This window comes from Streptomyces sp. NBC_00162, assembly GCF_024611995.1.
Classification (GTDB): Bacteria; Actinomycetota; Actinomycetes; order Streptomycetales; family Streptomycetaceae; genus Streptomyces.
Genome location: NZ_CP102509.1, coordinates 250,680 through 262,662 on the forward strand (window position 1 = coordinate 250,680; position 11,983 = coordinate 262,662).

Genomic DNA, 11,983 nt, shown 5'->3' on the forward strand with positions numbered 1-11,983 from the left:
GAGCCGATGGACAGCCGATGTCAGCTGTCGGTGTGGAGGTGGGCTCGCACGGCGTCGACAAACTCGTCGACGTGTTGGAAGACGCCGCCGTGCCCGGCCCCTGGATAGATGATCAGCGTGCTGCCGGGAATGCGGGCGTGCATGTCGTGGGACAGCTCGGTGGGGACCATGCGGTCGTGGTCGCCGTTGGCGATGAGCGTCGGGGCGCCGATGCGGGAGAGGTCCTGCGGCTCAGCCCGGCCCCACCCCCGGATGGTGGTGATCTGGCGGTGAAAGGACGACAGTGTGATGGGGGCGTCACGGTCCATCACGCGCTCGCGCAAGCGCACGAGGTAAGCCTTGGCTGCCGCCTTGCCCGCTGGAGTGCGGGGAAAGAACAGGAACTCCTTGGCATCGGTGCGGGCCATCGCGGCACGAGCCATGTCCCAGTAGACGTAGGCTCCACCCGTCGGACGGTCGATGCCGGCTCCCCGGCGGGGCCGGTTCCGGCCAGGACGAGGCGGCGCACGAGCCCCGGCGCATCGAGGGCCACCTGCTGGGCGACGAAGCCGCCGAGCGAGAATCCGAGCAGGTCCATCTGGGTCAGGCCGAGGGCGGCTACGAACCCCTCCGCCGCACGCGCCATCGCGGCGACGGTGCCTGGGACACGCCCGGTGGATCCGCCGACCCCGGGGAGGTCGAGCGCGACGATGCGGCGGTCGCGGGCGAGCGCGTCGACAAATCGGGGATCCCACTCGTCGAGCGTGGCGCCCAGGTGAGTGAGCAGGACCAGCGGGACGCCGTTCTCGGGGCCGAGGTCGCGGTATACGAGCGTGTTCGAACCTACGACGATGCGGCGGTTGGGCGCCGTGGCCCACGTGGTCGGGCGGGGACGGACGTTGGACTCAGCCACGGTTGGTCACCGCCGTCGGGTCGGTGGTGACCAGGACCTTGCCGCGTGTCCCGCCGGCGAGCGCCTCGTCGAGAGCCCGCGGGGTCTGGTCGAATGGGAGCACCCGGTCGATGATCGGGCGCAGCACCCCGTCGTCGACCAGCCCGGCGACCTGGCGCAGCGCGGCGCTATCGGGTGTGATGAACAGGAAGCGGTAGGTGACCCCGAGCGCGCGTGCCCGGCGGCGAGTACGGGCACTGAGGGCCTGGATGGCGAGCCGGACGACGGGGTTGACGCCGACGCGCCGCGCGAAGGCCGGGTCGGGCGGGCCCGTGATGCCGATGACGGTGCCGCCGGGGCGCAGCACACCGAGGGAAGCCTGCAGCGTGGCTCCGCCCTGGGTGTCGAGGACGAGGTCGACGGGCGTGCCGGCGAGGCTCTGCGCGAGGTCGTCGTGGCGGTAGTCGATGACGATGTCGGCACCAAGCTCTCGGGCGGCTGCGATGTTCGCCGTCGAGACGGTGGTGGCGACGGTGCAGCCCAGGTGCTTGGCGAGCTGGATCGCGACCGATCCCACGCCACCGGTCCCGCCATGGATGAGGACGGTCTGGCCCTTCTTCACCTTGCCCATCTCGACGAGGGCCTGCCAGGCCGTGAGCGCGACGACTGGAAGCCCCGCGGCCTCGACCAGGCTCACCGACCGGGGCACGGGTGCCATCGTGGCGGCGTCGGCCGCGACGAACTCGGAGAAGGTGCCCGTGGCCGCCAAGTCGACGTAGCTGTACACGTGGTCGCCCACGGCGATGTCGCGTACCGCGGAGCCGGCCTCAACGACCTCCCCGGAGAGCTCACCGCCCATGACTTTGGGTAGCCGGAACGGGAAGATTGCCTTGAACTCGCCGGAGCGGACCCGCTCGTCGGCATGGTTGACGCCCGACGCAACCATGCGCACGAGCACCTCATGGGGGGCGGGGACCGGTACGGGCATCTCGACCTCCCGCAAGGGGGAGCCGTACCTCTCGAGGACGAAGGCCTTCACGGAGCACTCCTAGCAAAGCGTTTCTGGGGGCGGGTATCTCGGCGGCGGGCGCATCCCGAATGGCCGCCGTACTTCTTGAAATAGTTTGTGTTGTTTTTCTGGCTGCGGCGCGGGCCACCCCGCGGGTGGAGGGGCGAGCGTCAGCCCGCGTTCGGCTGGGGCGCCGCGGACAAGCTCTGCTTGACGTACCGGCTGGTCTCGTCGGCGAGGATCTCGGGCAGGCCGGTCTCGATGCCGGACAGGGCCTGCGCTGCGACGTCGGCGGCGGCGACCTTCTGATCGGCAGGCACGCCGGCGGCCATGTCGGTGTCCATGTAACCGACGTGCAGCGCCGAGACGGTGATCCCGCGCGGTGCCAGCTCCTCACGGGTCGCATCGCTCAGCGCCCAGGCGGCGGCCTTGGAGGCCGCGTAGGAGCCGAGGCCGGCCGGGTGGAACCAGGACAGGGCGGACAGGACGTTGAGTACGGCGCCGCCGCCGTTGCCCTCGATGACGGGGGCGAATGCGCGGGTCGCGGCGAGCGGGCCGAAGAAGTTGGTCTCCATCTCCCGGCGCACCTCAGCCACGTCGCCTCTGATCAGCGTCACGCCGGTGGAGATGCCCGCGTTGTTGATCAGCAGTGTCGCGTCGGACGCCACGCGGGTGGCCTCCTGGATCGACGCCTCGTCCGTGACGTCGAGGCGCAGCGGGATGACGCCCGGCACGTCGACCGCCTCGGGGCGTCGGGCCGCGCCGTACACCTTCGCGCCGCGCTCGACGAGCTGGGCGGCCAGGTGCCGCCCGAGCCCTCGGTTGGCGCCGGTGATGACCGCGACCGTGTTCTTCAGTTCCATGCTCGCTCCTGGTCCTGGCGGGAGCCGTCGGCCACCCGCAATAAATTAGATTATGAACCCAATCTAAACATGGGTCTACGATAGATGCCAGTCGACATCCAAGTGGGAGGTGGTCATGGGCCGCGTATCGCAGGCACAGGCGGAGGAAAATCGCAGGCGAGTGGTGGACACCGCATCTCGGCTGTTTCGGGAGCAGGGCACGCAGGTCAGCGTCGCCGACCTGATGAGGGCGGCCGGTCTGACCCACGGCGCGTTCTACAAGCAGTTCGCCTCCAAGGAGGCGCTCGTCGACGAGGCCACCGCCCACGCCTTCGCCGAGCTCACCCAGCGCTACAGCGCCGGGCTCGAGCGGCACGACGGGCAGCGCGAAGCCGCCCAGCAGGCACTGATCGACACCTACCTCTCCGTCGAGCACCGCGACGACCCGGCGGACGGCTGCCCGGTCGCAGCCCTCGCCACCGACATCGCGCGCGAGGGCGGGGGCGCGAGGCCCGTCGCGTCTACACCGAGGGGGTGACCGACTTCGCCGACTTCCTCGCCACCGACGACCAGGACGGCATCGTCCGCCTCTGCACCCTGTTCGGAGCGCTGGTCCTGTCCCGGGCCACCAACGGCTCCCCACTCTCTGAGGAGATCCTCGCCGCCGCGCACGCAGCCTTGACCGAAGCAGGCTGATCAAGGGCGCGGCGCGGGCGCACACGACGGCACGCGACGAGGCGTCCATGGCCTGGCGGAGGCAGTGGGAGAAGCCGCCGACGGCCTGTGTGAGCAGGCGCCCCCATGACAGCCAGCCATCTCGCGATTGGCGCCTGCCAGCAGCTCGGTCACCCTGCGACAGCCATGATCACTACCGCTGCGCAACGTGAGCAGGGACAGCCGCGCCGTCCTGGCTGACGCCCATCCAATGCCACCAGCGCACCCATTCACACTCTGGCTGTCACTCCGCTGACGCGAAGGCCCGGCGGTGCTCAAGGCGCAACCTCGTCCCGGCCGAGCTAGCCTGGCGCCCGACCAGACGCTGTAGCGCATCTCAGTACCTGGTGACGGAAGGATCGGTATTCCGAGCGCTCGGCCACTTGGTTCGTGAGAGACCTGCTGTAGCGGCTGGTCCTGCGGACGGAGGGGCAAGGTGGTCGGGTCGGAACTGGAGAAGCTGCTGTACACGCGGCCGGTACCAGACACCCCCAAGCAGCAACTCGCCGCGCTGCTCAGGTGGGCGAAGGGCTCCAAGGATACGGTGGCGCGGGAGTTGGGCGTGTCCCGGCGGATGGTTCAGCGATGGACTGCTCGAAAAGGGTCTGCGCGGGCCAAGCCCTCTGTCCGGCACGCGGCACTGATCGAGACACAGGTACGGGAGCGGTGGCAGCCGCTGGTGCGGGCGCGCCGCCGGGCCGCCGCGGAGCAGCAGGGGCTGGTGGTGCACACCCGGGCTCGGTTCGGGTTCGAGGCCGGTCCAGGCAGCTCTGATGATCCCCGGCAGCGGCTTTTGACGGTGCCGGTGCCGGGTGAGGTAGCCCGGGAGCTGTTCTCCGCCTGGGAGGCCGGCGCCCCGGACAGCCAGCACAAGGTGATCCTGGGCCGGGCCCTGGGGCACGTCTACTTCCGAGCGGCGGGGCGGCGAGCGGACACGCTTCAGGTGAAGCTCGGGGAGGTCGACTTCATCGAGTTCGGACTTGCGTAGCCCGCGAAGCGGCAGAGCGCAGCGGCTCGTAGCGCAGTGCCTCGCATTGTTCACGCCAGTCCCACACGACTGCGCCCCGTTGCTCACTTCGCCGCGCAGGAGGGGGCTGGGGAGGGCGGACCTTGATGTCTCGGCCAGGCGCAGGAGGGCCGGACGGTCGGCTAGAGCGGCCAGAAGCCAGGGGGCATCGGTCAGGTGGGCGAAGCGGGCGGCGGCGTGGAGGAAACTGCGGGCCCAGGCAGGTACGGGGTAGATCGCGCAGCCGTCGGTGTAGCGGGCTTGATCGCAGGGTGAGGGTGGAGCCGGCAGGGTCGAAGCCGTCCGGGCGGGCGGTGGCCAGTTGCTGGAACGAGGCACGCACGGCGACGGCCGCCGCGAGGGCGGCGACGCGGGCCGGGTGCGGCGGCGGCAGGCGGCCCTGAGGGAAGCGGCCGGGGAGGTGGGCCAGCTTGCCCAGGGCGGGACTGTCCGGAAGTTTGTGTATGCCGAGCCGGTCCTGGTGGTACGGCGATGACCATGGTGTGACAGATGTCCTCCGTCATTCGCTGAGCCTGCGCGGGGCGGAGCTGCCCTGGGGTGCTCCGGGGGAGGCGGCTGGCTCCAGGAGGAATGTTCGCGGTGTGCGTGCTGGGCGTTAGGGATGCGTAAGGATTTTTGGGGGTTGGGAGGCGGCCAGAAGTGCTGTGGTCTCCTCCGGGCAAGGTGCACGGGGACGGTGGCACGGTTCGCTGGCCGGTGCTTTGCCTGTTCCTGCGTGGCTTGTTGAGGTTGGGGATCCTGGCCGGGGTGGTGGGTGGTGCCCTGGGCACAAGGGCAGGGCGGGTCATGGGGCTTGTCTGTCCGGTGCGGGTCCGCCTCGGCGGGAGGCTCATACTCGATGATCGTCGTGTGGCCCTGAGCTGGTGGCCGTTGTGTGGGTGTGCTGGACAGGGAAAGGTTGATGGGGGATATGAGGGACGCGGACCAGGCGGGTATGCCGGAGGTGGTGGACAGTCCTGCTTTGCGGGCTCAGCCGTCCGGTGGGCTGGCGCGGTGGATGCTGCGGCACCAGGTGCAGCCAGTGGGGCCGGCCGCGGGCGAAGGGCATGCCAAGCCGCACGCGTGGTGGAAGGTGATGTGCCTGACCGGCGTCGACTACTTCTCCAGCCTCGCCTACGTCCCGGCGATCGCCGCCCTTGCCGCAGGGGCCGTTTCGCCGCTGGCGACGCTGCTGATCGTGGCGTTGACCCTGTTGGGGATGCTGCCGATGTACCGGCGGGTGGCGAAGGAGAGCCCGCACGGCGCCGGTTCGGTGGCGATGCTGGAGGACCTGTTGCCGTTCTGGCGGGGCAAGCTCTTCGTGCTGATCCTGCTCGGCTTCGTGGCCACCTCCTGGATCATCACGATCACCCTTTCCACCGCGGACGCCTCTGTCCACGTGGTGGAGAACCCCTTCTTCCCCGCCGCCCTGCACGGCCACGAGGTCGCCCTCACCGTCGCGCTGCTGCTGGTGCTGGGGGGAGTGTTCCTGCTGGGGTTCAGCGAAGCGGTCAGCGTGGCCATCCCCCTGGTCGCCATCTTCCTCGCCCTGAACGCGGTCGTCATCGGCATCGGCCTCGCCCACGTGTTCACCAGCCCGGGCGCCTGGTCCGCGTGGACCGACGCCCTCGCAGCGGGCGGAGGCGGCTTCGGTGACCTGCTGGGTCCGGCTCTGCTGGCCTTCCCGCTGCTGGTGCTGGGCCTGTCGGGCTTCGAGACCGGCGTGAGCATGATGCCGCTCGTCGCCGCCGACGGGGCGGATGAGGAGCAGCGGCTGCGCTCGCGGATCCGCAACACCCGCAGGCTGCTGACCACCGCCGCTCTCATCATGAGCGTCTACCTGCTGTCGGCGAGTTTCGTCACCACTCTCCTCATCCCGCACGAGCTGTTCGAGCCGGGCGGCGCCGCCAATGGCCGTGCGTTGGCGTGGCTGGCCCACGAGCATGTCGGAGAGGCGTTCGGGACCGTCTACGACATCAGCACCATCCTGATCCTGTGGTTCGCCGGCGCCTCCGCCATGGCGGGGCTGGTCAACATCGTCCCCCGCTACCTGCCCGACTACGGCATGGCCCCAGAATGGGGACGCGCCGTCCGCCCCGTCGTGATCGTCTACACCGCCCTGTGCATCCTCATCACGATCGCCTTTAACGCCGACGTCGACGAACAGGCCGGCGCCTACGCCACCGGCATCCTGGCCATGATGGTCTCCGGCGCCTTCGCCGTCACCATCTCCGTCGCACGCCACCGCCGGCGCGCACCCACCATTGGCTTCGCCCTGCTCACCGCGGTCCTGCTCTACGCCCTGGTCGCCAACATCATCGACAAACCCGACGGCATCGTCATCTCCGGCTTCTTCATCGCCGGCATCATCATCGTGTCGCTGATCTCGCGCGTTTCCCGCACCACCGAACTGCGCGCCGACCGCATCGTCTTCGACGCCGACGCCCGCCGGTTCATCAACGAGACCCTCGCCCACGACAACTCCATCAACATCATCGCCAACCGCCGTCAGGCCGGCGACGTCGCCGAGTACAGCGACAAGGAAAGCGAACAGCGCGGCGTCAACCCGGTGCCCGGCCGCGCCGACGTCATCTTCCTCGAGATCGACGTGGTCGACCCCTCGGACTTCAGCGACACCCTCACCGTCCACGGCGTTGACGTGGACGGCTACCGGATCCTGCGCGCGGCCGCGCCGGCCGCGCCGAATGCCATCGCCGCCATCCTGCTGGCCCTGCGCGACGCCACCGGGGTGCAGCCGCACTGCCATTTCGCCTGGGCCGAGGGCAGCCCGCTGGTGCACATGGTCCGCTACTTCCTCCTGGGACGAGGCGACACCGCCCCGGTCACCCGCGAGATCATCCGCAGCCACGAACCCGACCCCGCCCGCCGCCCCGGTATCCACGTCGGCGGCTGACCACCGCAGCCGCACGCAGCCACCCCAAGGTTGCCGGGGCGCGGAGACCGAAAGGCATGCCAGACCATGATCTCCACTCCGGACCGCCGCATGCGGCTCAGGATCATCGTCCTCACACTCGGCGCGACCGCCATGATCACAGCAGGACTGGCCACCGAATGGTGGTGGCTGCTCGGCATCGGCGTGTGGACCGTGATCGTGGCGTTCCTGACAGAGGTGATCTACCGCCCTTAGGCCGGTGACGCCTGCGCGCTCCGGCCCCGTATCAGCCCGGTGTCAATTCCGCGCCGCGCATTGAAGGAAAGGCTCACACCCCATGACCCGGGTGCTCGTGGTGGAGGGCGACCCTCAACTCCTCCGCGCGCTGAAAATCAACCTCCAGGCGCGGAAGTTCGAATCCCAGGAAGCCGCCACCGGAGCCGACGCGCTGCGGCTCGCAGCTGCACGCACACCCGACGTCATCCTGCTGGACCTTGGTCTGCCGGACATGGACGGCATCGATGTGATCAAGAGCATCCGACGCTGGAGCAGAGTCCCCATCCTGGTCTTGTCCGCCCGGCGCACCTCGCAGGAGAAGGTCCGTGCCCTGGACGCGGGCGCGGACGACTACGTGACGAAACCGTTCAGCATGGACGAGCTGCTCGCCCGGCTCCGCGCAGCCACCCGCAGGGAGGCGATGTCCGGCGCCGCGGACCGGTCCCCAGTGGTCATCACCGAAGACTTCATCATCGACCTTGCTGCGAAGAAGGTCCGCCGCGGGGAGCACAGCGTTCGGCTGACCCCGACCGAGTGGCACCTGCTGGAGATCCTCGTCAGCCACCCCGGCCACCTGGTCAGCCAGCGCAAGCTGCTTGTGGAGGTCTGGGGACCTGCATACGCCGACAACGCCACCTACCTGCGCGCCTATATGGCAAAGCTCCGGCGCAAACTAGAGGCAAACCCCTCCCAACCCAGGTATCTGATCACCGAGCCGGGCATGGGATACCGCTTCGAACCCTGACCGTTCGCCTAGGCCGTGTTTTAGAAGTTGCTGGAGTCCTGGGTGGGCCGTCCGGGAAAGTCGCGGGCAGCCATCCAGATGGTGAGGTCGCGGGCGATCCGGTCGATGCTGGTCTCGGTGACGACGTCGTGTTCGCGGCGGGTGGTGTCGCGTCGGACGACCTCGTAGCCGCCTCCGTCCAGGACCGTGACCGAGGTGAACCAGAGAGGGTCGTCTTCGTCGGGCTGGATGACGACGAAGGTGTTGTCCGAGTCGTTGAGGTCGTCGATCAGCATGAACAGCGCGTCCTCGGACGGGTCCTCGATGTGGTCGCCGCTCTCACTCTCGGCCCGGTAGTACGCAGCCCCCATCGGCCCTGTCTCCCCTCAACCTGCTGACCTGATCGCGGCCAGAATGACACGCGGGACCGACACTCCCGGCAGGTCACAGCCATTCGTTGATCGCGGCGATGAGGACGGTGGCTTCGAAACGGACCGCGAGCTTGTCGAACCGGGTGGCCACCGCCCGGTTCCGCTTGAGTCGGTTGATGCCGCACTCGACCGCGTGCCGGGCCTTGTAGTCCTCGCGGTCGAAGGCCGGAGGCCGCCCGCCGACCGTCCCCCGGCGCTTGCGGTGGCCCGCCTGATCGGCAGGTTCCGGGATCGTGCAGCGGATCCCGCGTCGACGCAGATACGCACGGTTGGCGCGTGATGAATAGGCCTTGTCTCCTCGCACCCGCAACGGACGAACTCGGGGTCGGCCCAGCCCGATGCGGGGAACCCGGATGGCTTCCAGCACGGCCGTGAACTGCGGGCTGTCTCCCCGCTGACCTGCTGTGATCAGCAGCGATAACGGCCTCTGTCCCTGTTCGCAGGCCAGGTGAATCTTCGTGGTCCAGCCCCCGCGGGACCGGCCCAGGCCGTGATCGTCCGGTTCGGCCCGGTTGCCGCCGGGCGGTTCCTTCTGGGCTTGGCTGTCCCGCCGGGCGCCGGCGGCGTGCTGATGGACCCGGCAGATCGTGGAGTCGACGTTCACGTCCCAGGTGATCAAGCCGGCGGCGTCCGCCCGGGCCTGCAGCCCGGTCAGGACCGCCGACCAGACACCAGCACGCTACCAGCGACGGAAGAGCCCGTAGACCGTCTGCCACGGACCGTACTCGGGTGGCAGATCCCGCCACGGGGCCCCGGTCCGCACACGCCAGCGGATCCCGTCGATCAACCGCCGCCGGCCGACCGACGGCCTGCCCAGCACCGTGACCGGCAACAACGGCTCCAGCAAAGCCCACTGGTCATCTGAAAGATCCCCTCGCCCCACACCGAGATCATCACGGCACGAGGCGAGACACGGACCCCAGTTCTAAAACACGCCCAAGGCCCCGTACACCCAACACCACCATTCAGGGGGCGCCGTACGGGGTGGATGCCTGCACCGTTGAGGCGTCGCCGGACAAGTCCGGCTCCGCTGTTCCGGTCGGTACAGGCACCCGCACGCGTCGATCGCGGTCCCCTCGGCCCTGCGGGCAGGGTGGTGAAAGTCAGGCCGGGGTGATGTTCTCGGCCTGCGGGCCCTTCTGGCCCTGGGTGATGTCGAACGTCACGACCTGGCCCTCCTGGAGCTCGCGGAAGCCCGAGGAGTTGATCGCGGAGTAGTGGGCGAAGACGTCCGGGCCGCCACCCTCCTGGGCGATGAAGCCGAAGCCCTTTTCAGCGTTGAACCACTTCACAGTTCCCGTAGCCATATCCATGCCTTCCAGTCGATGAACGCCTCCCACACCCTGCGGAAGGCCGAGGTGATCGCCCTGGTTCCTGCGGCACAGCACAGCAAAACACCCACGCCGAACGCGTGGGCAAAGGAGAACTTCCGAACCACGACAGCTGACCCAGACGCTACACGCCCACAACGGGCTGTCACCAGAGGAAACGAGTACGCGTCACGCCTTGGACCAGTGCGCGCAAGCCCGCCGAGGACCGGCGGGCGCGCCCCACCTCAAGCCGCGACCGTTGGGTTCACCGGTTCGGCGGCGCGACGGTATTCGGCGTTGAGACGCTGTGCTTCCCCGAGCTGGTCCTCAAGGATGACGATCCGGCAGGCGGCCTCAATAGGGGTGCCCTGGTCGACGAGTTCGCGGGCGCGGGCGGCGATCCGAAGCTGGTAGCGGGAGTAGCGGCGGTGACCACCGGCTGAGCGGAGCGGGGTGATCAGGTGTGCTTCGCCGATGGCGCGGAGGAAGCCCTGGGTGGTGCCGAGCATTTCGGCGGCCCGGCCCATCGTGTAGGCGGGGTAGTCGTCGTCGTCGAGACGGCCGTAGGAATCGTCTGCTGTCATTGCACCTCTCTGTGGAACGCGTGGAGGGGCCCTGGTGCCAATGGCACCAGGGCCCCGAAGGAACTGCTACACCATCTGCCGACCCTGGTACTGCGCCGGCCTACTGTGTCCGCCCACCCGACTGATACGCCGTCGGGGGTGCGGGGATCGCGGATGCGTGACCGGAGACCACCTCACTATCGATGTCCTGCGGTACCCGGACTCAAGACTTCCGCCCGGGCGATCCTGATGGCGCCTCAACTCCTCCGTTCTTCCCTCGGTGATCAACTACCTACCAAACGGGATGCTTGTACTGCTGGTACTGCGAACTGCTTTGTACTGCTCGTGACCTCACCCAAGCGCCACGCTCCGGCAGCCAGCCCCGTCGCCCATCCTGCATCTGCTCTGGCTTAGTGGTCCTAACAGAAGCTGTTGATCATGTGACTTTCGGTTCGGGCGGTCGTTGGTCTGGCCGTGGGGAAACGTCAGTCGCGGCCATGGATCGTGTCGGATGAACTGTGGTCGCTCATCGAGCCGTTGCTGCCTGAGCCGGCGCCGAAACAGGTGGAGGGACGCCCTCGGGTGCCGGACCGGCAGGCCCTGTGCGGGATCCTGTTTGTGCTGCATACCGGGATTCAGTGGGAGTATCTGCCGCAGGAGCTGGGCTTCGGTTCCGGGATGACCTGCTGGCGGCGCCTGGCCGCGTGGAACGAGGCCGGAGTGTGGGACCAGCTGCACCTGGTGCTGCTGAAGAAGCTGCGGGTCGCGAAGAAGCTGGACTGGTCCCGGGCGGTGATCGACTCCTCCCATGTCCGGGCCGCTCGACGGGGCCCAAAAGCGGGCCCAGCCCGGTCGACCGCGCACGTCCGGGCAGCAAGCACCACCTCATCGTCGACGGCCAGGGCATCCCGCTCGCCGTCTCGCTGACCGGTGGGAACCGCAACGACGTCACCCAGCTGATGCCGCTGCTGAACAAGATCCCACCGGTCGCCGGCCTCGTCGGCCGGCCCCGCAGACGCCCAGACACACTCCTGGCCGACCGCGGCTACGACCACGACAAGTACCGCCGCCTGGTCTGGGCTACCGGAGTCAAACCCGTGATCGCCCGCCGCGGAGTCCCGCACGGCTCCGGCCTCGGCGTCTACCGGTGGGTCGTGGAACGGACCATCGCTTGGCTCCACGGCTTCCGCCGGCTACGCATCCGGTGGGAACGACGCGACGACATCCACGAGGCCTTCCTCGGCCTCGCCACCTGCCTCATCACCCACCGACACGTCCAACGCCTTTGTTAGGACCTCTTAGAGGTCCTAACAGAATGACTCGCTCGGCGTCTTCACGGCCCCT

Annotated in this window: 12 protein-coding genes and 2 pseudogenes; 6 read left to right on the top strand and 8 right to left on the bottom strand. The window is 68.7% G+C overall.

Annotated elements, in window-relative coordinates:
- Positions 1-20: 20 nt before the first annotated feature.
- The 4 genes from JIW86_RS01455 to JIW86_RS01470 form a co-directional block, all read right to left on the bottom strand.
- Positions 21-323 (bottom strand): alpha/beta fold hydrolase, encoded by a 303-nt coding sequence (locus tag JIW86_RS01455; protein WP_257552137.1) that lies wholly within the window; start codon positions 321-323, stop codon positions 21-23.
- The gene (locus tag JIW86_RS01460) at positions 308-892 is read right to left on the bottom strand and encodes an alpha/beta fold hydrolase (RefSeq protein ID WP_257552138.1); all 585 of its coding nucleotides are present in this window, start codon (positions 890-892) and stop codon (positions 308-310) included. The genes JIW86_RS01455 and JIW86_RS01460 overlap by 16 nt, the downstream gene beginning before the upstream one ends.
- The gene (locus JIW86_RS01465) at positions 885-1,910 is read right to left on the bottom strand and encodes an NADP-dependent oxidoreductase (protein ID WP_257552139.1); all 1,026 of its coding nucleotides are present in this window, start codon (positions 1,908-1,910) and stop codon (positions 885-887) included. The genes JIW86_RS01460 and JIW86_RS01465 overlap by 8 nt, the downstream gene beginning before the upstream one ends.
- A 140-nt stretch (positions 1,911-2,050) precedes the next feature.
- On the bottom strand, positions 2,051-2,743 hold the full coding sequence (locus JIW86_RS01470; protein WP_257552140.1) for an SDR family oxidoreductase: 693 nt from the start codon (positions 2,741-2,743) through the stop codon (positions 2,051-2,053).
- A 115-nt stretch (positions 2,744-2,858) separates the two neighbouring features.
- Between JIW86_RS01470 and JIW86_RS01475 the strand changes: the two are divergent.
- The 5 genes and pseudogenes from JIW86_RS01475 to JIW86_RS01495 all read left to right on the top strand — a co-directional run bounded on the left by JIW86_RS01475 (position 2,859) and on the right by JIW86_RS01495 (position 8,356).
- A pseudogene (locus JIW86_RS01475) lies at positions 2,859-3,418 on the top strand (TetR/AcrR family transcriptional regulator).
- 454 nt (positions 3,419-3,872) lie between these two features.
- Positions 3,873-4,424, top strand: coding sequence for a telomere-protecting terminal protein Tpg (gene tpg, locus JIW86_RS01480; RefSeq protein WP_257552141.1), 552 nt, complete (start codon positions 3,873-3,875; stop codon positions 4,422-4,424).
- A gap of 949 nt (positions 4,425-5,373) precedes the next feature.
- Complete coding sequence (locus JIW86_RS01485) at positions 5,374-7,356, top strand: amino acid transporter (protein ID WP_416237652.1); 1,983 nt, start codon at positions 5,374-5,376, stop codon at positions 7,354-7,356.
- Between the two features lie 66 nt (positions 7,357-7,422).
- The gene (locus tag JIW86_RS01490; RefSeq protein ID WP_257552143.1) at positions 7,423-7,590 is read left to right on the top strand and encodes a hypothetical protein; all 168 of its coding nucleotides are present in this window, start codon (positions 7,423-7,425) and stop codon (positions 7,588-7,590) included.
- An 82-nt stretch (positions 7,591-7,672) separates the two neighbouring features.
- Positions 7,673-8,356 carry a response regulator gene (locus JIW86_RS01495; protein WP_257552144.1) on the top strand — a complete coding sequence of 228 codons (684 nt, stop codon included), beginning with the start codon at positions 7,673-7,675 and terminating at the stop codon, positions 8,354-8,356.
- Positions 8,357-8,376: 20 nt separating this feature from the next.
- Here the strand turns inward: JIW86_RS01495 and JIW86_RS01500 are convergent, their stop codons facing one another.
- The 4 genes and pseudogenes from JIW86_RS01500 to JIW86_RS01515 form a co-directional block, all read right to left on the bottom strand.
- Entirely contained in the window at positions 8,377-8,706 is a 330-nt protein-coding gene (locus tag JIW86_RS01500; protein WP_257552145.1) for a hypothetical protein, read from the bottom strand.
- A gap of 73 nt (positions 8,707-8,779) precedes the next feature.
- A pseudogene (locus JIW86_RS01505) lies at positions 8,780-9,649 on the bottom strand (IS5 family transposase).
- Between the two features lie 220 nt (positions 9,650-9,869).
- The gene (locus JIW86_RS01510) at positions 9,870-10,073 is read right to left on the bottom strand and encodes a cold-shock protein (RefSeq protein ID WP_257552146.1); all 204 of its coding nucleotides are present in this window, start codon (positions 10,071-10,073) and stop codon (positions 9,870-9,872) included.
- Positions 10,074-10,321: 248 nt separating this feature from the next.
- Positions 10,322-10,660, bottom strand: a complete 339-nt coding sequence (locus JIW86_RS01515) for a helix-turn-helix domain-containing protein (protein WP_257552147.1) — start codon at positions 10,658-10,660, stop codon at positions 10,322-10,324.
- Between the two features lie 453 nt (positions 10,661-11,113).
- Between JIW86_RS01515 and JIW86_RS01520 the strand changes: the two genes are divergently transcribed.
- Positions 11,114-11,931 (top strand): IS5 family transposase gene (locus JIW86_RS01520; RefSeq protein ID WP_416237505.1). Its coding sequence is split into 2 segments (ribosomal slippage): positions 11,114-11,443 and positions 11,446-11,931, totalling 816 coding nucleotides; the frame shifts between segments, so codons are not numbered across the junction.
- The last annotated feature ends 52 nt before the right edge of the window (positions 11,932-11,983 follow it).